We start from the raw sequence: 23,523 nt of genomic DNA, 5'->3' as shown, positions 1-23,523 counted from the left end.
GCATGTTTAAAAATACCCGGGAAAGCGACGGAGGGGCGATTGCCCGCACCGATACGCACTACGAGCTTGATCATATCACCGTCAGCGAAATGACTCGTGCTGCCAGCAGTGACCGCTGGCGGGGCTGGATGCTGATCGCCTGGGGCTGCGTGGGGCTGCTGGCGACCGCGCTGGTGTGGGCCGCCTTCTGTAATATTGAGGAGGTCACTACCGGCTCCGCGAAAATTGTTCCCAGCTCCAGAGAGCAGGTATTGCAGAGCCTGGAAGGTGGCATTTTGCAGGAGATGCTGGTGCATGAGGGCGACACGGTAGAAAAGGGGCAGATCGTGGCGCGAATAGATCCGACCCGTGCCCAGGCCTCCTTCCGGGAAAGTGCTAACAGGATGCGGGCCCTGGAAGCGCAGGCGGCGCGTTTGCGGGCAGAAGCCTCCGGCACGGAGCTGGTCTTTCCGAAGAACGTGGAAGAGAATCCCGAGCTGATACAGCGTGAGCAGGAAGCCTGGCGGCACCGTAAGCAGGCCCTGGATGATTCCATCGCTGGTTATGTGAAAACGCGCCAGCTGATCGGCAAGGAGCTGCAAATGGCCCGGCAACTGGCGGCAAAGTCGCTGCTGTCCAATACCGAAGTGCTGAAGCTGGAGCGGCAACTGAACGATGCCGAGCTACAGATAACGGATCGCAAAAACCGTTACCGCAGCGAGGCGACGGACGAGCTGTCGAAGGTAGAGGTGGAGCTGAGCGGCCTTGAGGAGACCGCGCTAGGGCGACAGGACACGCTCCAGCGCACCGAGCTACGCTCCCCGGTACGCGGGGTGGTGAATAGCATCAGTATTAATACCCTTGGCGGGGTGATTCAGCCCGGGGCAGAGATTATGGAGGTGACGCCGCTCGACGAACGGCTGCTGGTAGAAACCAAAATCAAGCCCTCCGACGTGGCCTTTCTGGCGCCGGGGCAGGAGGCGGTTGTGAAAATATCGGCCTATGACTACTCCCTGTACGGTGGCCTGAAGGGCACGGTGGAAAATATCAGCCCTGGAGCGCTGAAGGATGAAAGCGCCAGAGCGCCGAAAAAATACGCCCCTTCCGAGGAGACCTACTATCGGGTGATGGTGCGAACGGAGAGCAATACTCTGACCAGGGAGGGGAGCCGGGAGCTGCGGGTGATCCCGGGTATGACGGCCACCGTTGATATCCGTACCGGCGAAAAGAGTTTGCTGCAATACCTGCTTCGGCCATTGCTGCGCGTGCAGGAGGCCTTCCGGGAGAAGTAGGGTGCACCTTGCTAAGCCGCGGCGGCGGAAGCTCCGCGGCTTAGCAGAATTTGGCGGTTGAGGCCTTTGGCGACAGTGAATTGCCCGATTTTCTTCAGTATGAGCTGGCTCAGATTCATCGTGACGTTACTGGCCGCGCAGGCAAATCTGGGCGATCTGCGTAAACCAAAATCCTGACCTGTGCCGTATTATCCGTCGTCACTTCTATTGTCGCGGTTGCCTGAGCCATCATTCGCGAACCATCAGAAAGGCCTGTCCCTCTGACCGCATTGTTGAATGATTCGTCTGAAAATAGTCGACGATCCTTATTCGGACAATTCCTTAAAATTCTTAAGTTAACTATTATTTACCCTTTTATATGCAAGGCCGCGATATTAATTTAGGTTAATGGAAAGTAAAGAACGGCTATTTTTGAATTGTTTTGTTACATTCAGGCGCGCTTTTGCAGAATTAACAGTCACTTCATTCACAATCTCGCATTTCCTCACGTACTGGCGGCCGCAGAGCGGCATAAACAGTTCCGGCAAGGGCTATTAACGCGTTAAAGAATGTCCTAAAATGCCGCGCACGTCGCAAACTGACACTTTATATTTTCACCTTTGTGAAATTGGGTTGCTCAAAAACGTTACGAAGGTGTTGGTTTTTTTCTTGCCACTATTCATGACGTTATTTTGCCTCGTTCGTTGGACGGAAATTAAACAGGGCGAATATTGGTGCGTTATATAGAGTTTTCGGACTCAAAGAGCACCAGTGCTGGCTTGACAAGCTTTTCCTCCGCTCCGTAAACTCCTTTAGGTGGGAATTTGTGGGTGAAAGTGGAGAAAAGGGGTGAGGCTGGCATGTTCCGTGGAGCTACGTTAGTCAATCTCGACAGCAAAGGGCGCCTGGCCGTCCCAACCCGCTACCGGGATTTGCTGCTTGAGAACGCTGCTGGTCAATTGGTGTGCACCATTGACATCCATCACCCATGCCTGCTGCTTTACCCGCTGCCCGAATGGGAAATCATCGAGCAAAAATTGTCGCGACTGTCGAGCATGAATCCCGCGGAACGCCGCGTACAGCGTCTGCTGCTGGGACATGCCAGCGAATGTCAAATGGACAACGCCGGTCGTTTGCTGATTGCGCCGGTTTTACGGCAACACGCCGGACTGACCAAAGAAGTGATGCTGGTCGGACAGTTCAACAAGTTTGAACTGTGGGATGAAACGACCTGGTATCAACGGGTCAAGGAAGATATCGACGCTGAGCAGTCCGCCTCCGGAGAGCTGTCGGAGCGGTTGCAGGACTTGTCCTTATAAGATGATGGAAAATTTCAAACATACAACGGTACTGCTGGATGAGGCGGTCAACGGCCTGAATATTCGTCCAGACGGTATCTACATCGACGGCACTTTTGGCCGCGGTGGCCACTCACGCCTGATCCTTTCGCAACTGGGTGCAAAAGGGCAACTGCTGGCTATCGACCGTGATCCGGAAGCGATTGCTGTGGCGAACGCCATCGATGATCCTCGCTTTTCCATTGTACATGGACCTTTTTCAGCGCTGGGCGACTATGTTGCCGAGCGTAATCTCATTGGCAAGATCGACGGTATTCTGCTCGATCTTGGTGTCTCTTCACCGCAGCTTGACGATGCAGAACGCGGCTTCTCCTTTATGCGTGACGGGCCGCTGGATATGCGCATGGATCCTACTCGTGGTCAGTCTGCAGCCGAATGGCTCCTGAACGCGGAAGAAGCCGATATCGCCTGGGTCATTAAGACCTTTGGCGAGGAGCGTTTTGGCAAGCGTATTGCGCGCGCCATCGTTGAGCGTAATCGCGTCGAGCCAATGACCCGCACCAAAGAGCTGGCGCAGGTTATTGCCGCGGCGATGCCGGTGAAGGACAAATTCAAACATCCTGCGACCCGTACTTTCCAGGCGGTGCGCATCTGGGTGAACAGTGAACTTGAGGAGATAGAGCAGGCGCTAAAAAGCTCGCTCGACGTGCTTGCCCCGGGTGGGCGGCTCTCCATCATCAGTTTCCACTCGCTGGAAGACCGCATTGTGAAACGCTTTATGCGCGAGCAAAGCCGCGGTCCGCAGGTTCCGGCCGGATTACCGATGACCGAAGAGCAACTCAGGAAACTGGGTGGCCGTCAGCTGCGGGCATTAGGCAAGTTGATGCCGGGCGAAGAAGAGGTGGCAGAGAATCCACGTGCCCGTAGTTCAGTGCTGCGTATTGCAGAAAGGACGAACGCATGATCGGCAGAGTGACAGAAGCCTTAAGCAAAGTTAAAGGGTCGTTAGGAAGCAACGAGCGCCATGCCTTGCCTGGCGTGATCGGCGACGACCTTTTGCGGTTTGGGAAGCTGCCACTCTGCTTGTTCATTTGCATCATTTTGTCGGCCGTCACGGTTGTCACCACGGCGCACCATACGCGCCTGTTAACTGCCCAGCGTGAACAGCTGGTGCTGGAACGTGATGCTCTGGATATCGAGTGGCGTAACCTGATCCTTGAAGAGAATGCGCTCGGCGATCATAGCCGGGTTGAGCGGATCGCGACGGAGAAGCTGCAAATGCAGCATGTCGATCCTTCCCAGGAAAACATCGTTGTTCAAAAATAAGGATTATCGCGACGCATGAAAGCAGCGGCAAAGACGCTTAAACCAAAACGTCAGGAAGGTCAGGCCAACTTTATCAGTTGGCGTTTTGCGTTGCTCTGCGGTTGCATTCTGCTGGCCCTCGCATTCCTGCTGGGCCGCGTGGCCTGGCTTCAAATCATCAACCCGGACATGCTGGTACGCCAGGGTGACATGCGCTCCCTGCGCGTGCAGGAAGTGTCTACCTCCCGCGGCATGATTACCGACCGCTCCGGTCGTCCTCTGGCGGTGAGCGTGCCGGTGAAAGCCATCTGGGCCGATCCGAAAGAGCTCCATGATGCCGGCGGCGTCAGCATCGATAACCGCTGGAAGGCGCTGGCCGATGCGCTGAATATGCCGCTCGATCAGCTCGCCTCGCGCATTAACACCAACCCGAGAATGCGCTTTATTTACCTGGCTCGTCAGGTCAACCCCGATCTGGCCGATTACATCAAAAAGCTCAAACTGCCGGGTATTTATCTGCGTGAAGAGTCGCGTCGTTACTACCCATCCGGGGAAGTGACCGCTCACCTCATTGGCTTCACTAACGTTGACAGCCAGGGGATTGAAGGCGTTGAAAAGAGCTTCGACAAATGGCTGACTGGCCAGCCGGGCGAGCGCATCGTGCGTAAAGACCGCTATGGTCGCGTGATCGAGGATATCTCCTCCACGGACAGCCAGGCGGCTCACAACCTGGCGTTGAGCATCGACGAACGTTTACAGGCGCTGGTTTACCGCGAGCTGAACAACGCCGTGGCGTTTAACAAGGCGGAATCGGGCAGTGCGGTGCTGGTGGATGTCAGCACAGGCGAAGTGCTGGCGATGGCCAATAGCCCGTCCTACAACCCGAACAACTTTACCGGCACGGCGAAAGACGCGATGCGCAACCGCGCGATCACGGACGTCTTCGAACCGGGCTCGACGGTGAAACCAATGGTGGTGATGACGGCGCTGCAGCGCGGCATCGTCAATGAAAACACCGTCCTTAACACCATTCCATATCGAATTAACGGCCACGAAATCAAAGACGTGGCGCGCTACAGCGAATTAACCCTGACCGGGGTACTACAGAAGTCGAGTAACGTCGGTGTCTCCAAGCTGGCGTTAGCGATGCCGTCCTCAGCGTTAGTAGATACTTACTCACGTTTTGGGCTGGGAAAGGCGACCAATTTGGGGTTGGTCGGAGAACGCAGTGGCTTATATCCTCAAAAACAACGGTGGTCTGACATAGAGAGGGCCACCTTCTCTTTCGGCTACGGGCTAATGGTAACGCCGTTACAGTTAGCGCGAGTCTACGCCACGATTGGCAGCTATGGGGTTTATCGCCCGCTGTCAATCACTAAAGTGGATCCTCCGGTTCCGGGTGAACGTATCTTCCCGGAATCAATCGTTCGTACCGTCGTGCACATGATGGAAAGCGTGGCGCTGCCCGGCGGCGGCGGCGTGAAGGCGGCCATTAAAGGCTATCGCATCGCCATCAAAACCGGTACGGCAAAGAAAGTGGGTCCGGACGGCAAATATATCAATAAATACATTGCTTACACCGCGGGCGTTGCGCCAGCCAGCCAGCCGCGCTTTGCGCTGGTGGTGGTGATTAACGATCCGCAGGCAGGTAAATATTACGGCGGTGCCGTTTCCGCGCCGGTCTTCGGGGCCATCATGGGCGGCGTTCTGCGCACCATGAACATCGAGCCGGATGCGCTGGCAACGGGCGATAAAAGTGAATTTGTGACTAATCAAGGCGAGGGATCAGGTGGCAGATCGTAATTTGCGCGACCTTCTTGCTCCGTGGGTGCCAAACGCACCGGAGCGGGCACTGCGAGAGATGACACTCGACAGCCGTGTGGCGGCGTCGGGCGATCTTTTCGTGGCTGTCTCAGGTCATCAGGCGGACGGGCGTCGATATATCCCGCAGGCGATAGCGCAAGGTGTGGCTGCCATTATTGCTGAAGCAAAAGATGAAGCTGCGGACGGTGAAATCCGTGAAATGCACGGTGTGCCGGTCATCTATCTTAGCCAGCTTAACGAACGTTTATCCGCACTGGCGGGGCGTTTTTACAACCAGCCTTCAGAACAACTGCGCCTGGTCGGCGTGACCGGGACGAACGGCAAAACTACCACGACTCAGTTGCTGGCGCAGTGGGCGCAGCTGCTGGGCGAAACCAGCGCAGTGATGGGCACGGTGGGCAATGGCCTGCTCGGTAAAGTGACGCCAACTGAAAATACCACCGGTTCTGCGGTCGATGTTCAGCACGTGCTGAATGGCCTGGCAGAGCAGGGTGCGACCTTCGCGGCAATGGAAGTGTCTTCCCATGGCCTGGTTCAGCACCGCGTAGCGGCGCTGAAGTTTGTCGCGTCCGTGTTTACTAACCTCAGTCGCGATCACCTTGATTATCATGGTGATATGGAGCATTACGAAGCTGCCAAATGGATGCTCTATTCCACGCACCACTTTGGTCAGGCGATCGTCAACGCCGACGATGAAGTGGGCCGTCGCTGGCTGACAAAACTGCCGGATGCCGTGGCGGTGTCGATGGAAGACCACATTAACCCGAACGGGCACGGTCGCTGGTTGAAAGCGACTACCGTGAAGTATCACGACAGCGGGGCGACAATCCAGTTCGACTCCAGCTGGGGCCAGGGGAAAATCGAAAGCCGCCTGATGGGCGCGTTCAACGTCAGCAATTTGCTGCTGGCGCTGGTAACGCTTCTGGCTCTTGATTATCCGCTGGCCGATCTGCTGAAAACCTCAGCCAGCCTTCAGCCCGTTTGCGGCCGAATGGAAGTGTTCTCTGCGCCGGGTAAACCGACGGTGGTGGTCGATTATGCCCACACGCCGGATGCGCTGGAAAAAGCGCTGGAAGCGGCCCGTCTGCACTGTGCAGGTAAACTGTGGTGCGTCTTTGGCTGCGGCGGTGACCGTGATAAAGGTAAACGTCCGCTGATGGGCGCCATCGCCGAGCAGTTCGCGGATATCGCCGTTGTCACGGACGATAACCCGCGCACCGAAGAGCCTCGCGCCATCATCAACGACATTCTGGCCGGTATGCTCGATGCAGGTCGCGCCAAAGTGATGGAAGGTCGCGCCGAAGCGGTGACGGCGGCCATCATGCAGGCAAAAGAGAACGATGTGGTGCTGCTGGCCGGTAAAGGCCACGAAGATTATCAAATCGTTGGCAACCGCCGTCTCGATTACTCCGACCGCGTCACCGCGGCTCGCCTGCTGGGGGTGATCGCATGATTAGCGTAACCCTGGGCAAAATGGCGGAGATCCTCAACGGTGAACTCGCCGGTCAGGACCTCACCATAGATGCCGTCACCACTGACACGCGCAAAATTACGCCAGGCTGCCTGTTTGTCGCGCTCAAAGGCGAGCGTTTCGATGCCCACGATTTCGCCGAACAGGCGAAAGACGCGGGTGCAGGTGCGCTGCTGGTTAGCCGTAAACTCGACTGCGCATTGCCGCAGGTTATCGTGAAAGATACCCGCCTGGCGTTTGGTGAACTGGCGGCGTGGGTTCGTCAGCAGGTGCCAACCCGTGTGGTGGCACTCACCGGCTCCTCCGGCAAAACTTCTGTTAAAGAGATGGCCGCGTCCATTCTTAGCCAGTGTGGCAACACGCTGTACACCGCGGGCAACCTGAATAACGACATCGGCGTGCCGATGACGCTGCTGCGCCTGACGAAAGAGCATGAGTTTGCCGTTATTGAACTGGGTGCCAACCATCAGGGCGAAATCGCCTGGACCGTCAGCCTGACGCGTCCGGAAGCCGCGCTGGTGAACAACCTTGCCGCCGCGCACCTGGAAGGATTTGGATCGCTTGCCGGTGTCGCAAAAGCAAAAGGCGAAATCTACACCGGCCTGCCGCTGAACGGCATTGCCATCATGAACGCCGACAACAACGACTGGCTGAACTGGCAAGGGGTCATTGGCGATCGCAAAGTGTGGCGCTTCTCGCCGAACGCGGCAAACAGCGACTTCACCGCTAATAACATTCATGTCACCAGCCACGGCACCGAATTTACGCTCCAGACGCCTACAGGCAACGTGGACGTCTTGCTGCCGCTTCCGGGCCGTCACAATATCGCCAATGCGCTTGCGGCAACGGCGCTGGCGATGGCGGTCGGAGCAGATCTGACAGCGGTAAAAGCAGGCCTTGCCACGCTGAAAGCCGTTCCGGGCCGTCTGTTCCCAATTCAGCTCGCTGAGAATCAGCTGCTGCTGGATGACTCCTACAACGCAAACGTCGGCTCCATGACCGCCGCGGCGCAGGTGTTGTCCGAAATGCCGGGCTACCGCGTCTTCGTGGTTGGTGATATGGCTGAGCTTGGCGATGAAAGCGGAGCGTGCCACCGCCAGGTGGGCGAAGCGGCCAAGGCGGCGGGCATCGACCGCGTACTGAGCGTAGGTCAACTGAGCAAAACCATCAGCGACGCCAGCGGCGTCGGCGAACATTTTGCCGACAAGCCTGCGGCAATTGATCGCCTGAAAGCCCTTATCGAAGAGCATCAAATCATTACTATTTTGGTGAAAGGTTCACGTAGCGCTGCCATGGAAGAGGTGGTTCGCGCACTACAGGAGAACGGAACATGTTAGTTTGGCTGGCCGAACATTTGGTCAAATATTACTCCGGCTTTAACGTCTTTTCCTACCTGACGTTTCGCGCCATCGTCAGCCTGCTGACCGCGCTGTTCATCTCCCTGTGGATGGGCCCGCGTATGATTGCCCGTCTGCAAAAATTGTCCTTCGGCCAGGTCGTACGTAACGACGGCCCGGAATCGCACTTCAGCAAGCGCGGTACGCCAACGATGGGCGGGATCATGATCCTGACGGCGATTGTCGTTTCCGTTCTCTTGTGGGCTTATCCGTCCAACCCGTACGTCTGGTGCGTGCTGACGGTACTTATCGGTTACGGCATCATCGGCTTCGTTGACGACTACCGCAAAGTGGTGCGTAAAGACACCAAAGGCCTGATTGCCCGCTGGAAGTATTTCTGGATGTCGGTCATCGCGCTGGGCGTGGCGTTTGCTCTGTATATGGCGGGGAAAGATACTCCGGCTACCGAGTTAGTGGTGCCGTTCTTTAAAGACATCATGCCGCAGCTGGGTATTTTCTACATTCTGCTGGCGTACTTCGTGATCGTCGGTACCGGCAATGCGGTGAACCTGACGGACGGTCTGGACGGTCTGGCAATCATGCCTACGGTCTTCGTAGCGGCAGGCTTTGCGCTGGTGGCCTGGGCGACCGGCAACATGAACTTCGCCAACTATCTGCATATCCCTTATCTGCGTCATGCGGGTGAGCTGGTGATCGTCTGTACGGCGATTGTCGGCGCAGGTTTAGGCTTCCTGTGGTTTAACACCTATCCGGCTCAGGTCTTCATGGGCGATGTAGGTTCTTTGGCCCTTGGCGGCGCGCTGGGCATTATCGCCGTGCTGCTGCGTCAGGAATTCCTGCTGGTGATCATGGGTGGGGTGTTTGTGGTGGAAACGTTGTCGGTGATTTTGCAGGTGGGCTCCTTCAAGCTGCGCGGTCAGCGCATCTTCCGTATGGCGCCTATCCATCACCACTATGAGCTGAAAGGTTGGCCGGAACCGCGCGTTATCGTGCGCTTCTGGATTATCTCGCTGATGCTGGTGCTGATTGGCCTGGCTACGCTGAAGGTACGTTAATGATGGCTGAATACCAGGATAAAAACGTTGTCATCATCGGTCTGGGAATGACCGGGCTTTCCTGCGTGGATTTCTTCCTCGCCCGTGGTGTGACGCCACGTGTGATGGACACCCGCGCCACGCCTCCGGGGCTTGATAAGCTGCCGGAAGAGGTGGCGCGTTTTGTCGGTGGTCTGAACGACGACTGGCTTCTGGCGGCGGATCTGATTGTGGCCAGCCCTGGTATTGCCCTCGCTCATCCTTCTCTGAGCGCTGCGGCTGATGCGGGCGTGGAAATCGTCGGTGATATCGAGCTGTTTTGCCGAGAGGCGCAGGCACCGATTGTGGCGATTACCGGTTCGAACGGCAAAAGCACCGTGACCACGCTGGTCGGCGAAATGGCGAAAGCGGCGGGCATGAACGTTGGTGTCGGTGGCAACATTGGTCTGCCTGCGCTGATGCTGCTGGACGTATCCCGTGAGCTGTACGTGCTTGAGCTCTCCAGCTTCCAGCTGGAAACCACCTCCAGCCTCGAGGCGGTGGCCGCGACGATCCTGAATGTCACAGAAGATCACATGGACAGATATCCGTTTGGTCTTCAGCAGTACCGCGCGGCCAAACTGCGCGTTTATGAAAATGCTAAGACCTGCGTGGTCAACGCCGACGATGCGCTGACCATGCCGGTGCGCGGTGCCGATGAGCGCTGCGTCAGCTTTGGCGTCAACATGGGCGATTATCATCTGAACCGCCAGCAGGGCGAAACCTGGCTGCGCGTGAAGGGTGAGAAGGTCCTCAACGTGCGTGAAATGAAACTGACCGGCCAGCATAACTACAGCAACGCCCTGGCCGCGCTGGCGCTGGCGGATGCAGCTGGTTTGCCGCGCGCAAGCAGCCTGAAAGCGCTGACGACCTTCACCGGGCTGGCGCATCGCTTCCAGCTGGCGCTGGAGCACAACGGCGTGCGCTGGATCAACGATTCCAAAGCCACCAACGTCGGCAGCACCGAAGCGGCGCTGAACGGCCTGCATGTCGACGGTACGCTGCACCTGCTGCTCGGTGGTGACGGCAAATCAGCGGATTTCTCCCCCCTGAAGACGTGGCTGAAAGGCGATAACGTGCGTCTGTGGTGCTTTGGTCGTGACGGCGATGCGTTGGCGGAGCTGCGCCCGGAAGTGGCGACCCGCACTGAGACGATGGAACAAGCCATGCGTCAGCTTGCGCCGCAGCTGAAATCTGGAGACATGGTGCTGCTGTCGCCTGCTTGTGCGAGCCTCGATCAGTTTAAGAATTTTGAGCAGCGCGGGGATGTCTTTACCCGCCTGGCGAAGGAGTTAGGCTAATGCGTTTATCTCTCCCTCGCCTGAAAATGCCGCACCTGCCGGGATCCGGGATCCTGGTCTGGCTGTTTGCGGCGTTGAAGGGCTGGGTGATGGGCTCCCGGCAGAAAGATACCGACAGCCTGGTGATGTACGATCGTACCCTGCTGTGGCTGACGCTCGGCCTTGCGGCGATCGGTTTTATCATGGTGACCTCGGCATCCATGCCGGTGGGGCAGCGCCTGGCAAACGATCCGTTCCTGTTCGCCAAGCGTGATGGGTTGTATATCGTGCTGGCGTTCTGTCTGGGCCTTATTACTCTGCGCTGGCCGATGGCGTTCTGGCAGCGCCACAGTACCGCCATGCTGATCATGTCGATCGGCATGTTGTTAGTTGTACTGGTGGTGGGCAGCTCGGTGAACGGGGCCTCGCGCTGGATTGCCTTCGGCCCGCTGCGTATTCAGCCTGCGGAATTTACCAAGCTGTCGCTCTTCTGCTACATCGCCAACTATCTGGTGCGTAAAGGCGATGAGGTGCGAAACAACCTGCGCGGCTTCTTAAAGCCGATGGGGGTGATTTTCGTGCTGGCAATCCTGCTGCTGGCGCAGCCCGATCTCGGGACCGTCGTTGTGCTGTTTGTGACGACGCTGGCGATGCTGTTCCTCGGCGGTGCAAAGCTGTGGCAGTTCATCGCGATTATTGGCATGGGGATCTCGGCGGTTGTCCTGTTGATCCTGGCAGAACCGTACCGTATTCGCCGCGTGACCTCATTCTGGAACCCGTGGGAAGATCCTTTCGGTAGCGGCTACCAGCTGACCCAGTCCCTGATGGCGTTTGGTCGCGGTGAAATGTGGGGGCAGGGCCTCGGCAACTCTGTGCAGAAGCTGGAGTATCTGCCGGAAGCGCATACCGACTTCATCTTCGCCATCATCGGTGAAGAACTCGGCTACGTTGGTGTGGTGCTGGCGCTTTTAATGGTATTCTTCGTCGCTTTCCGCGCCATGTCCATTGGCCGCAAGGCGCTGGAGATTGACCAGCGCTTCTCAGGTTTCCTGGCGTGTTCGATTGGCGTGTGGTTTAGCTTCCAGGCGCTGGTTAACGTTGGCGCGGCGGCGGGCATGCTGCCAACCAAAGGCCTGACGCTCCCGCTTATCAGCTACGGGGGCTCCAGTCTGCTGATTATGTCGACGGCCATCATGCTGCTGTTGCGAATTGATTATGAAACGCGCCTGGAAAAAGCACAGGCGTTTACACGAGGTGTTCGATGAGTGCTCAGGCGAAGCGGTTGATGGTGATGGCGGGCGGGACCGGTGGACACGTGTTCCCGGGGCTGGCTGTTGCACACCATCTGATGGAGCAGGGCTGGCAGGTTCGCTGGCTCGGCACCGCCGATCGTATGGAAGCGGACCTGGTGCCTAAACATGGCATCGACATCGATTTCATCCAGATTTCCGGCCTGCGTGGAAAAGGCCTCAAGGCAATGCTTTTTGCGCCGATACGTATCTTCACTGCCTGGCGTCAGGCTCGCGCAATTATGCAGCGTTTTCAACCAGATGTGGTGCTGGGGATGGGCGGTTATGTCTCCGGTCCAGGTGGTCTGGCGGCCTGGTCATTGGGGATTCCGGTTGTGCTGCATGAGCAAAACGGTATTGCTGGCCTCACCAACAAATGGCTGGCGAAAATCGCGAAGACCGTGATGCAGGCATTCCCGGGCGCTTTCCCGAATGCCGAAGTGGTGGGCAACCCGGTGCGTACCGACGTACTGGCATTGCCGCTTCCTCAACAGCGCCTGGCCGGGCGTGACGGTGAAATCCGCGTGCTGGTGGTTGGTGGTTCGCAGGGGGCACGCGTGCTGAACCAGACAATGCCGCAGGTGGCCGCGAAGCTGGGTTCTGCTGTCACGATCTGGCATCAGAGCGGTAAAGGCGCGCAGCAGACCGTTGAGCAGGCATATGCCGGGGCGGGTCAGCCGCAGCATAAAGTGACGGAATTTATTGACGACATGGCCGCGGCCTATGCCTGGGCTGATGTGGTGGTCTGTCGTTCGGGCGCCCTGACGGTCAGTGAAATTGCCGCAGCCGGGCTGCCCGCGATTTTTGTGCCCTTCCAGCATAAAGACAGGCAGCAGTACTGGAATGCGTTGCCGCTGGAAAAAGCAGGTGCTGCCACCATTTTTGAGCAGCCGCAGTTCACGGCAGAAGCCGTGGCCAATACGCTTTCTGGCTGGGACAGAAAGACGTTGCTGGAGATGGCAGAGCGGGCTCGTGCCGCCGCTATTCCGGATGCAACCGAGCGGGTTGCGAAAGAAGTGAGCCTGGCCGCACAGGCCTAATCATCGCAGCGCCTGTTTGCGCTGCACGAATGTTTAAGTAGTCGATGGCGTTTAGATAATGAATACACAACAACTGGCAAAACTGCGTTCCATTGTGCCCGAGATGCGTCGCGTCCGGCACATCCACTTTGTTGGCATCGGCGGTGCTGGCATGGGCGGTATTGCCGAAGTGTTGGCTAATGAAGGGTATCAGATTAGCGGTTCGGATTTAGCGCCGAACCCGGTGACTCAGCAGCTGACGGCGCTGGGTGCCACGATTTATTTCAACCATCGCCCGGAAAACGTGCGTAATGCGAGCGTTGTGGTTGTTTCCAGCGCCATTTCCGCCGATAACCCGGAAATCGTTGCCGCCCACGAGGCGCGCATTCCGGTGATTCGCCGCGCAGAAATGCTGGCGGAGTTGATGCGCTTCCGTCACGGGATCGCGATTGCCGGCACGCATGGTAAAACCACCACTACGGCAATGGTGTCGAGCATTTACGCGGAAGCGGGCCTCGATCCAACTTTCGTCAACGGCGGTCTGGTGAAAGCGGCGGGTGTTCACGCTCGTCTCGGCCACAGCCGTTACCTGATTGCTGAAGCGGATGAGAGCGATGCGTCATTCCTCCACCTGCAGCCGATGGTGGCGATTGTCACCAACATCGAAGCCGACCATATGGATACCTACCAGGGCGACTTTGAAAATTTAAAGCAGACGTTTATTAATTTCCTGCACAATTTGCCGTTTTATGGTCGTGCGGTGATGTGCGTGGACGATCCGGTGATTCGTGAGCTGCTGCCTCGCGTTGGGCGTCAGATCACAACATACGGCTTCAGCGACGACGCTGACGTGCGCGTTGAAGAGTACAAGCAGATTGGCGCGCAGGGGCACTTTACGCTGATTCGCCAGGACAAAGCGCCACTGAACGTGACGCTGAATGCGCCAGGTCGCCATAACGCCCTGAACGCGGCGGCGGCGGTTGCGGTGGCAACAGAAGAAGGCATCGAAGACGACGCCATTTTGCGCGCGCTGGAAAGTTTCCAGGGCACCGGCCGTCGTTTCGACTTCCTCGGTGAGTTCCCGCTGGAAAGCGTGAACGGTAAAAGCGGTAGTGCAATGCTGGTTGATGACTACGGTCATCACCCGACTGAGGTCGACGCCACCATTAAAGCGGCGCGCGCGGGCTGGCCGGATAAAAATCTGGTGATGATTTTCCAGCCTCACCGCTTCACCCGTACGCGCGACCTGTATGACGATTTCGCAAACGTGCTGACCGAAGTGGATTCTCTGCTGATGCTGGAAGTGTATCCGGCGGGCGAAGCGCCCATTCCTGGAGCCGATAGCCGTTCGCTGTGCCGCACCATTCGCGGGCGTGGAAAGGTAGACCCGATTCTGGTCTCGGACCCGGCGAAGGTGGCGGAAATGCTGGCACCCGTGCTGACCGGCAATGACCTGATTCTGATTCAGGGCGCAGGGAATATCGGCAAAATTGCGCGTAACTTAGCGGAAATCAAACTCAAGCCGCAAACACAGGAGGAGGAGCGTCATGGCTGATAGAATCGCTGTCCTTCTCGGCGGCACTTCCGCTGAACGTGAAGTTTCACTCAATTCTGGCGCTGCGGTTGTGGCTGGTCTGCGTGAAGCCGGCATTGATGCACACGGCGTTGATCCGCGCGATGTCGATATTACGCAGCTGAAAAAAGACGGTTTTAAGAAAGCGTTTATTGCTCTGCACGGACGGGGTGGTGAAGATGGCACGCTTCAGGGATTACTGGAGCTGATTGGCCTGCCTTACACCGGCAGCGGCGTGATGGCCTCGGCGCTGTCGATGGACAAACTGCGTAGCAAGCTGCTGTGGCAGGGCGCAGGATTACCGGTTGCGCCGTGGGTTGCTTTGACCCGCGCACAGTTCGCCAATGGTCTGAGCCAGGACGAACAGCAACGTATTGCCACGCTGGGTTTACCGCTGATTGTGAAGCCCAGCCGGGAAGGATCCAGCGTCGGCATGTCGAAAGTGACAGAAAGTGGTGCACTTTTAGATGCCTTAATGCTGGCTTTTCAGCATGATGAAGAAGTACTCATAGAAAAATGGTTAAGCGGCCCGGAATTTACCGTTGCGGTACTTGGTGAAGAAATTTTGCCATCGGTTCGTATCCAACCGGCCGGAGTCTTCTATGATTATGAGGCGAAGTATCTCTCTGACGAGACGCAGTATTTCTGCCCTGGTTGTGAAGATCTGAGCCGTGAACAGGAAATGCGTGCCCTGGTGCTCAAAGCCTGGACTGTTTTAGGTTGTTCAGGGTGGGGACGCATTGACGTGATGCAGGACAGCGATGGTCAGTTATATCTGCTGGAAGCCAATACTTCTCCAGGGATGACCAGTCACAGCCTGGTGCCGATGGCGGCGCGTCAGGCGGGCATGAGCTTCTCGCAGTTGGTAGTACGCATTCTGGACCTGGCGGGTTGATATGTCGCAGGCAGCACTGAACACACGGAATAGGGAAGAAGAGGACGACATCGCTTCTTCGCGCAGAAATAATGGAACGCGTCTTGCAGGGATTGTGTTCCTGCTCGCGGTATTATGCACCGTGTTGATGAGCGGCTGGATGGTACTGGGCTGGATGGAAGACGCGCAGCGTCTACCTTTATCTAAGCTGGTAGTGACCGGGGAGCGGCACTACACGAGAAATGATGATATTCGCCAGGCGATTCTGGCCCTCGGTCCGCCGGGAACGTTCATGACGCAGGACGTGAATATCATTCAGAGTCAAATTGAGCGCCTGCCCTGGATTAAACAGGCGAGCGTTCGTAAGCAGTGGCCGGACGAATTGAAGATTCATCTGGTTGAATATGTGCCGATTGCGCGCTGGAATGATCAGCATATGGTCGATAGTGACGGTAACGCATTCAGCGTACCGGCGGATCGCACCAGCAAGCAGAATTTGCCGATGTTGTATGGTCCGGAAGGCAGTGAGAACGAAGTGCTGCAGGGCTATCGCGATATGGGACAAATGCTGGCAAAAGGGAAATTTACGTTGAAAGTGGCGGCGATGACCGCACGCCGCTCCTGGCAGTTGACGTTAAGTAATGACATCAAACTGAATCTGGGGCGCGGCGATACGATGAAAAGGCTTGAGCGCTTTTTAGAACTCTATCCTGTTCTTCAGCAGCAGGCGCAGACCGATGGCAAACGGATAAGCTACGTTGATTTGCGTTATGACTCAGGCGCGGCAGTAGGCTGGCAGCCCGCTCCCGTAGAGGATACACATCAACAACAAAATCAGGCACAGGCAGAGCAACAATGATCAAAGCGACGGACAGAAAACTGGTAGTAGGACTGGAAATTGGTACCGCGAAGGTAGCCGCTTTGGTAGGGGAAGTTCTGCCCGACGGAATGGTGAATATCATTGGCGTGGGCAGTTGCCCATCCCGGGGTATGGACAAAGGCGGCGTTAATGACCTGGAATCCGTGGTGAAGTGCGTACAGCGCGCCATTGACCAGGCCGAGCTGATGGCGGATTGCCAGATATCATCCGTGTATCTGGCGCTTTCGGGTAAACATATAAGCTGTCAGAATGAAATCGGCATGGTGCCAATTTCAGAAGAAGAAGTGACGCAGGAAGACGTTGAAAACGTAGTCCACACGGCGAAATCTGTACGTGTCCGCGACGAGCATCGCGTGTTGCATGTGATTCCCCAGGAATATGCCATTGACTACCAGGAAGGGATCAAAAACCCGGTAGGCTTGTCTGGCGTGCGTATGCAGGCGAAGGTGCATCTGATTACCTGCCACAACGATATGGCGAAGAACATTGTTAAAGCCGTGGAACGTTGTGGCCTGAAAGTTGATCAACTGATTTTCGCCGGGCTGGCGTCGAGCTATTCCGTGCTGACGGAAGATGAACGTGAGCTGGGCGTCTGTGTGGTCGACGTGGGCGGTGGTACTATGGACATCGCCGTCTATACCGGCGGTGCGCTGCGCCATACCAAAGTTATCCCTTATGCAGGGAACGTGGTAACCAGCGACATCGCTTACGCCTTCGGTACGCCACCGAGCGATGCCGAAGCGATTAAAGTTCGCCACGGCTGTGCGCTTGGCTCTATCGTCGGTAAAGACGAAAGCGTGGAAGTGCCAAGCGTGGGCGGTCGTCCGCCGCGCAGTTTGCAGCGCCAGACGCTGGCCGAGGTCATCGAGCCGCGTTATACCGAGCTGCTGAACCTGGTGAACGAAGAGATTTTGCAATTGCAGGAACAGCTGCGCCAGCAGGGTGTCAAACACCATCTGGCGGCAGGTATTGTTCTGACCGGTGGTGCTGCGCAAATTGAAGGCCTTGCCGCCTGCGCGCAGCGCGTGTTCCATACGCAGGTGCGCATCGGCGCGCCGCTGAACATCACCGGACTGACGGATTATGCCCAGGAGCCTTATTACTCAACGGCGGTGGGCCTGCTGCACTACGGCAAAGAGTCACATTTGAGTGGTGAAGCGGAAGTGGAAAAACGTGTCGCAGTGAGTTCGTGGATCAAACGAATCAATACCTGGCTGCGAAAAGAGTTTTAATTTTTTAAGAGAGCGTCGAAAATTAGCGCTCTCAGGCGACAGGCACAACGGAGAGAGAAACTATGTTTGAACCTATGGAACTGACCAACGACGCGGTGATTAAAGTCATCGGCGTCGGTGGTGGCGGTGGTAACGCCGTCGAACACATGGTGCGCGAGCGCATTGAGGGTGTTGAATTCTTCGCAGTAAATACGGACGCCCAGGCGTTGCGTAAAACTGCCGTCGGTCAGACCATTCAGATTGGTAACGGGATTACCAAAGGTCTGGGCGCTGGCGCAAACCCGGAAGTTGGCCGCAATGCGGCAGACGAAGACCGTGAAGCCCTGCGTTCTGCGCTGGAAGGTGCTGACATGGTGTTTATCGCAGCCGGCATGGGCGGCGGTACCGGTACTGGTGCAGCACCTGTTGTAGCGGAAGTTGCCAAAGATTTGGGTATTCTGACCGTTGCTGTCGTGACTAAGCCTTTCAACTTTGAAGGCAAGAAGCGTATGGCGTTTGCGGAGCAGGGTATCGCTGAGCTGTCCAAACACGTGGACTCGCTGATCACGATTCCTAACGACAAACTGCTGAAAGTACTGGGTCGCGGTATCTCCCTGCTGGACGCGTTTGGCGCAGCGAACGACGTGCTGAAAGGCGCAGTTCAAGGTATCGCCGAGCTAATTACTCGTCCGGGCCTGATGAACGTCGACTTTGCTGACGTGCGTACCGTCATGTCCGAAATGGGCTATGCGATGATGGGCTCCGGTCTGGCAAGCGGTGAGGATCGTGCGGAAGAAGCGGCTGAAATGGCAATCTCTTCCCCACTGCTGGAAGATATCGACCTGTCTGGCGCACGCGGCGTGCTGGTTAACATTACCGCTGGCTTCGATCTGCGTCTGGATGAATTCGAAACCGTCGGTAACACCATCCGTGCATTTGCTTCGGATAACGCGACCGTGGTTATCGGTACTTCACTTGACCCGGATATGAACGACGAGCTGCGCGTGACCGTTGTTGCTACCGGTATCGGTATGGATAAGCGTCCAGAAATTACCCTGGTGACCAACAAGCAACAGCAGCAGCCAGTGATGGACCGCTATCAGCAGCACGGCATGGCGCCGTTGACGCAAGAACAGAAGCCGGCCGCTAAAGTGGTAAACGACAATACGCCGCAGACCACGAAAGAACCGGATTATCTGGATATTCCAGCCTTCCTGCGTAAGCAAGCTGATTAAGAATTAGCTGGAAGTTGGGTATGTGCGCTCTTTGTGCTAAACTGGCCTGCCGAATGTATAGTACACTTCGGTTGGATAGGTAATTTGGCGAGATTATACGATGATCAAACAAAGGACTCTTAAACGTATCGTTCAGGCGACTGGCGTCGGTTTACATACCGGCAAGAAGGTCACACTGACGCTGCGCCCTGCGCCGGCAAATACCGGGGTCATCTATCGTCGCACCGACTTGAATCCACCGGTTGATTTTCCGGCAGATGCCAAATCTGTGCGTGATACCATGCTCTGTACTTGCCTTGTCAACGAGCATGACGTGCGGATTTCAACGGTTGAGCACCTGAATGCCGCCCTGGCGGGCCTGGGTATTGATAACATCATGATTGAAGTCGATGCACCAGAGATCCCGATCATGGACGGTAGCGCCGCTCCGTTCGTTTATCTGCTGCTTGACGCAGGGATTGATGAACTGAACTGTGCCAAGAAATTTGTGCGCATCAAAGAAACGGTTCGCGTAGAAGACGGCGACAAGTGGGCTGAATTCAAGCCGTACAATGGTTTTTCGTTGGATTTCACCATCGATTTTAATCATCCGGCGATTGACGGCAGCAACCAGCGTTACGCTATGAACTTCTCTGCGGATGCGTTCATGCGCCAGATTAGCCGCGCGCGTACTTTTGGTTTCATGCGTGATATCGAATATCTGCAGTCCCGCGGCTTGTGCCTGGGCGGCAGCTTCGATTGTGCCATCGTTGTTGACGATTATCGCGTATTGAACGAAGATGGTCTTCGCTTTGAAGATGAATTTGTTCGCCACAAAATGCTGGATGCGATTGGTGACCTCTTCATGTGTGGTCACAATATCATTGGTGCATTCACGGCGTTCAAATCTGGTCACGCGCTGAATAATAAGCTTTTGCAGGCCGTCCTGGCCAAACAGGAAGCCTGGGAGTTTGTGACCTTCGAAGACGAAGCTGAACTGCCGCTGGCGTTCAAAGCACCGTCAATGGTTCTGGCGTAAGCCTGACCATTCTGTAAATTCGACTGGTAACCTGGTACTCTCTCCGTCCAGGGAGCCAGTCGTTTTTCTTTTTAGACCCCCGAATTTTTTCTCCACGCTGCTTAGCGTATAAACTTCTGCATAAACTCGTGCGATCGCTGGTTTCATGAACACTTTTCCGCGTGGTTTTCCGTCATTCCTGCTGCCGGGAAGTGCCATTAGTGGTACTATCTGAGCGCTTAAAAAATTTAGATGGGTTGCCTGGCAACCAGGGTGGAAAAGGTAAGTGAGCGGAATACTGACGCGCTGGCGACAGTTTGGCAGACGATACTTCTGGCCGCATCTCCTGTTGGGGATGGTCGCGGCAGGATTCGGCCTGCCTGCGATTGCCAATACCGCCGAGTCTGCGCCGCCGACTAAAACCGCCAGCAGCCAGACGGCCACTGCGAAGGTTAACTTCACCCAACTGATGCTGGAAGGCAATCGCCGTCCGGCCTTTACCGTCGATTACTGGCATCAACATGCCATCCGCACGGTTATCCGCCATCTCTCCTTCGCAATGGCACCGCAGGCGCTGCCAACGGCAGAAGCTTCGGCACCGCTCGAAGTGCACCATCTGGCCTTACTGGATACGCTCAGCGCGCTGCTGATGCGTGAAAGCCAGCCGCCAGCCATCATTCGTTCGGCGTCCGGTGATGCACAGTCTGCATCGGACGACAGCTTTTCTGTTAGCGCTTGGGTAAGCCAGGTACACGGCATTCGCGCCGGGCCTCAACGCCTTAGCTGAAAAAAATAACCTTCAACTAATGACTAAGACTCCGCAAGGCGGGGCGATTGAGATTTTAATTATGCTTAATTTATTGACCAAAGTTTTCGGTAGCCGTAACGACCGTACGCTGCGCCGCATGCGTAAAACCGTCGCACAAATCAATGCCATGGAACCGGAGCTGGAAAAACTCTCCGACGATGAGCTCAAGGCTAAAACCCAGGAGTTCCGCGAACGTCTGGAAAAAGGCGCTACCGTTGAGAGCCTGATTCCGGAAGCGTTTGCCGTGGTGCGTGAAGCCAGTAAACGTGTGTTTGGCATGCGTCACTTCGACGTGCAGCTACTCGGCGGGATGGTGCTGAACGATCGTTGCATCGCGGAAATGCGTACCGGTGAAGGTAAAACCCTGACCGCAACGCTGCCAGCCTACGTCAACGCGCTGTCAGGTAAGGGCGTTCACGTTGTTACCGTCAACGACTATCTGGCCCAGCGTGACGCCGAAAACAACCGTCCGCTGTTCGAATTCCTCGGCATGAGCGTCGCGGTAAACATGTCCGGCATGCCAGCGCCAGCAAAACGTGAAGCCTATGCCGCTGATATCACCTACGGTACCAACAACGAATACGGCTTCGATTACCTACGCGATAACATGGCGTTCAGCCCGGAAGAGCGCGTTCAGCGCAAGCTGCACTATGCTCTGGTGGATGAAGTGGACTCCATCCTGATCGATGAAGCGCGTACCCCGCTTATCATCTCCGGCCCGGCTGAAGACAGCTCCGAGATGTATAAGCAGGTTAACAAAATCATTCCACACCTGATCCGTCAGGAAAAAGAAGATTCAGACACCTTCCAGGGTGAAGGCCACTTCTCCGTGGACGAGAAAGCGCGTCAGGTAAACATCACCGAACGTGGTCTGGTCCTGGTTGAAGAGCTGCTGGTGAAAGAAGGCATCATGGAAGAGGGCGAGTCGCTCTATTCTCCGGCTAACATCATGTTGATGCATCACGTCACTGCCGCGCTGCGCGCACATGTGCTGTTTGCCCGCGACGTTGACTACATCGTAAAAGACGGTGAAGTCATCATCGTCGATGAACACACTGGCCGTACTATGCAGGGTCGTCGCTGGTCTGACGGTCTGCATCAGGCCGTTGAAGCGAAAGAAGGCGTTGAAATTCAGAACGAGAACCAGACCCTGGCGTCTATCACCTTCCAGAACTACTTCCGCCTGTATGAAAAACTGGCGGGGATGACCGGTACGGCGGATACGGAAGCGTTTGAGTTCAGCTCCATTTACAAACTCGACACCGTGGTCGTGCCAACGAACCGCCCGATGATCCGTAAAGACATGCCTGACCTGGTCTACATGACCGAAGCTGAGAAAATTCAGGCAATCATCGAGGACGTCAAAGAGCGCACCGCCAAAGGTCAGCCGGTTCTGGTGGGTACTATTTCCATCGAGAAATCAGAAGTTGTTTCTCAGGAGCTGACCAAAGCAGGCATCAAACATAACGTTCTGAACGCCAAATTCCACGCCAGCGAAGCCGATATTGTTGCTCAGGCCGGTTATCCCTCTACCGTAACTATCGCCACCAACATGGCGGGTCGTGGTACGGACATCATGCTTGGCGGTAGCTGGCAGGCTGAAGTCGCACAGCTTGAGGCGCCGACGGAAGAACAGATTGCGCAGATTAAAGCTGACTGGCAGGTTCGCCACGACGCGGTACTGGCGGCGGGTGGCCTGCACATCGTAGGCACCGAGCGTCACGAATCTCGCCGTATCGATAACCAGCTGCGTGGCCGTTCGGGCCGTCAGGGTGATGCCGGTTCTTCCCGCTTCTACCTGTCGATGGAAGATGCACTGATGCGTATCTTTGCCTCGGATCGCGTATCCGGCATGATGCGTAAGCTGGGGATGAAGCCTGGTGAAGCCATTGAACACCCGTGGGTGACCAAAGCGATTGCTAACGCGCAGCGCAAAGTTGAAAGCCGCAATTTCGATATCCGTAAGCAGCTGCTGGAATATGATGACGTCGCCAACGACCAGCGCCGCGCAATCTACACCCAGCGTAACGAACTGCTGGACGTATCCGACGTAAGCGAAACCATCGCCAGCATTCGCGAAGACGTGTTCAAAGCGACTATTGATGCACACATTCCGCCGCAGTCCCTTGAAGAGATGTGGGATATTGAAGGCTTGCAGGAACGTCTGAAAAATGACTTCGACCTCGACCTGCCAATCAAAGAGTGGCTGGATAAAGAGCCTGAGCTGCACGAAGAAACCCTGCGCGAACGTATTCTGCAAAGCGGGATTGAAGTCTACCAGCGTAAAGAGGAAGTGGTCGGCACAGAAATGATGCGCCACTTCGAGAAAGGCGTGATGCTGCAGACGCTCGACTCCCTGTGGAAGGAGCACCTGGCTGCGATGGACTACCTGCGTCAAGGTATCCATCTGCGTGGTTACGCGCAGAAAGATCCGAAGCAGGAATATAAGCGTGAATCATTCTCCATGTTTGCTGCGATGCTGGAGACGCTGAAGTATGAAGTGATCAGCACCTTGTGCAAAGTCCAGGTCCGCATGCCGGAAGAAGTCGAGGCGATGGAAGAGCAGCGCCGTGAGGAAGCAGAGCGCCTGGCGCAAATGCAGCAGCTCAGCCACCTCGACGACGATACCGCAGCCGCAGAATCTCTGGCAGCACAAACTGGTGAGCGCAAAGTCGGCCGTAACGATCCTTGCCCATGCGGCTCTGGTAAGAAATATAAGCAGTGCCATGGCCGTATCGCCTGATAGCTGCTGATGATAAAACAGAGGGCGCTGGTAAC

The 23,523-nt window shown here is 56.2% G+C and carries 19 protein-coding genes; all 19 read left to right on the top strand.

What is annotated here, in order from left to right; all coding sequences use genetic code 11:
• Positions 1–2: 2 nt before the first annotated feature.
• The 19 genes from AB1287_RS20290 (at position 3) to secA (ending at position 23,488) form a co-directional block, all read left to right on the top strand.
• Positions 3–1,271, top strand: coding sequence for an HlyD family type I secretion periplasmic adaptor subunit (locus tag AB1287_RS20290; protein WP_435618890.1), 1,269 nt, complete (start codon positions 3–5; stop codon positions 1,269–1,271).
• 839 nt (positions 1,272–2,110) lie between these two features.
• Positions 2,111–2,569: a division/cell wall cluster transcriptional repressor MraZ gene (gene mraZ, locus AB1287_RS20285; protein WP_110510758.1), complete on the top strand. Its 459-nt coding sequence runs from the start codon at positions 2,111–2,113 to the stop codon at positions 2,567–2,569.
• A gap of 1 nt (position 2,570) precedes the next feature.
• Positions 2,571–3,512 carry a 16S rRNA (cytosine(1402)-N(4))-methyltransferase RsmH gene (gene rsmH / locus AB1287_RS20280; protein WP_312626131.1) on the top strand — a complete coding sequence of 314 codons (942 nt, stop codon included), beginning with the start codon at positions 2,571–2,573 and terminating at the stop codon, positions 3,510–3,512.
• On the top strand, positions 3,509–3,874 hold the full coding sequence (gene ftsL, locus AB1287_RS20275; protein ID WP_097162861.1) for a cell division protein FtsL: 366 nt from the start codon (positions 3,509–3,511) through the stop codon (positions 3,872–3,874). The genes rsmH and ftsL overlap by 4 nt, the downstream gene beginning before the upstream one ends.
• A gap of 15 nt (positions 3,875–3,889) precedes the next feature.
• Complete coding sequence (locus AB1287_RS20270; RefSeq protein ID WP_312626135.1) at positions 3,890–5,656, top strand: peptidoglycan glycosyltransferase FtsI; 1,767 nt, start codon at positions 3,890–3,892, stop codon at positions 5,654–5,656.
• Positions 5,643–7,130 carry a UDP-N-acetylmuramoyl-L-alanyl-D-glutamate--2,6-diaminopimelate ligase gene (gene murE, locus AB1287_RS20265; RefSeq protein ID WP_435618889.1) on the top strand — a complete coding sequence of 496 codons (1,488 nt, stop codon included), beginning with the start codon at positions 5,643–5,645 and terminating at the stop codon, positions 7,128–7,130. The genes AB1287_RS20270 and murE overlap by 14 nt, the downstream gene beginning before the upstream one ends.
• Complete coding sequence (gene murF, locus AB1287_RS20260) at positions 7,127–8,485, top strand: UDP-N-acetylmuramoyl-tripeptide--D-alanyl-D-alanine ligase (RefSeq protein ID WP_435618888.1); 1,359 nt, start codon at positions 7,127–7,129, stop codon at positions 8,483–8,485. The genes murE and murF overlap by 4 nt, the downstream gene beginning before the upstream one ends.
• On the top strand, positions 8,479–9,561 hold the full coding sequence (gene mraY / locus AB1287_RS20255; protein ID WP_097162865.1) for a phospho-N-acetylmuramoyl-pentapeptide-transferase: 1,083 nt from the start codon (positions 8,479–8,481) through the stop codon (positions 9,559–9,561). Before murF ends, mraY begins: the two co-directional genes overlap by 7 nt.
• 2 nt (positions 9,562–9,563) lie before the next feature.
• Complete coding sequence (murD, locus tag AB1287_RS20250; protein WP_312626275.1) at positions 9,564–10,880, top strand: UDP-N-acetylmuramoyl-L-alanine--D-glutamate ligase; 1,317 nt, start codon at positions 9,564–9,566, stop codon at positions 10,878–10,880.
• Positions 10,880–12,124, top strand: a complete 1,245-nt coding sequence (gene ftsW, locus AB1287_RS20245; RefSeq protein WP_435618887.1) for a cell division protein FtsW — start codon at positions 10,880–10,882, stop codon at positions 12,122–12,124. Before murD ends, ftsW begins: the two co-directional genes overlap by 1 nt.
• Positions 12,121–13,188, top strand: a complete 1,068-nt coding sequence (gene murG, locus AB1287_RS20240) for an undecaprenyldiphospho-muramoylpentapeptide beta-N-acetylglucosaminyltransferase (RefSeq protein WP_312626139.1) — start codon at positions 12,121–12,123, stop codon at positions 13,186–13,188. The genes ftsW and murG overlap by 4 nt, the downstream gene beginning before the upstream one ends.
• A gap of 58 nt (positions 13,189–13,246) precedes the next feature.
• The gene (gene murC, locus AB1287_RS20235) at positions 13,247–14,722 is read left to right on the top strand and encodes a UDP-N-acetylmuramate--L-alanine ligase (RefSeq protein ID WP_312626140.1); all 1,476 of its coding nucleotides are present in this window, start codon (positions 13,247–13,249) and stop codon (positions 14,720–14,722) included.
• Complete coding sequence (locus AB1287_RS20230; RefSeq protein ID WP_435618886.1) at positions 14,715–15,635, top strand: D-alanine--D-alanine ligase; 921 nt, start codon at positions 14,715–14,717, stop codon at positions 15,633–15,635. Before murC ends, AB1287_RS20230 begins: the two co-directional genes overlap by 8 nt.
• A gap of 1 nt (position 15,636) precedes the next feature.
• Positions 15,637–16,473 (top strand): cell division protein FtsQ, encoded by an 837-nt coding sequence (ftsQ, locus tag AB1287_RS20225; RefSeq protein ID WP_312626142.1) that lies wholly within the window; start codon positions 15,637–15,639, stop codon positions 16,471–16,473.
• The gene (gene ftsA / locus AB1287_RS20220) at positions 16,470–17,726 is read left to right on the top strand and encodes a cell division protein FtsA (RefSeq protein WP_097162871.1); all 1,257 of its coding nucleotides are present in this window, start codon (positions 16,470–16,472) and stop codon (positions 17,724–17,726) included. The genes ftsQ and ftsA overlap by 4 nt, the downstream gene beginning before the upstream one ends.
• A 62-nt stretch (positions 17,727–17,788) precedes the next feature.
• Positions 17,789–18,940 (top strand): cell division protein FtsZ, encoded by a 1,152-nt coding sequence (gene ftsZ / locus AB1287_RS20215; protein ID WP_312626143.1) that lies wholly within the window; start codon positions 17,789–17,791, stop codon positions 18,938–18,940.
• Between the two features lie 100 nt (positions 18,941–19,040).
• Entirely contained in the window at positions 19,041–19,958 is a 918-nt protein-coding gene (lpxC, locus tag AB1287_RS20210) for a UDP-3-O-acyl-N-acetylglucosamine deacetylase (protein ID WP_097162873.1), read from the top strand.
• Between the two features lie 265 nt (positions 19,959–20,223).
• Positions 20,224–20,724 carry a secA translation cis-regulator SecM gene (gene secM / locus AB1287_RS20205; protein ID WP_312626147.1) on the top strand — a complete coding sequence of 167 codons (501 nt, stop codon included), beginning with the start codon at positions 20,224–20,226 and terminating at the stop codon, positions 20,722–20,724.
• Positions 20,725–20,782: 58 nt separating this feature from the next.
• Positions 20,783–23,488 (top strand): preprotein translocase subunit SecA, encoded by a 2,706-nt coding sequence (gene secA / locus AB1287_RS20200; protein WP_435618893.1) that lies wholly within the window; start codon positions 20,783–20,785, stop codon positions 23,486–23,488.
• Positions 23,489–23,523 lie beyond the last annotated feature (35 nt).

It is taken from the genome of Scandinavium sp. UTDF21-P1B (assembly GCF_040750395.1).
Lineage (GTDB): Bacteria > Pseudomonadota > Gammaproteobacteria > Enterobacterales > Enterobacteriaceae > Scandinavium.
This window is presented reverse-complemented; position numbering and strand designations above follow the sequence as displayed.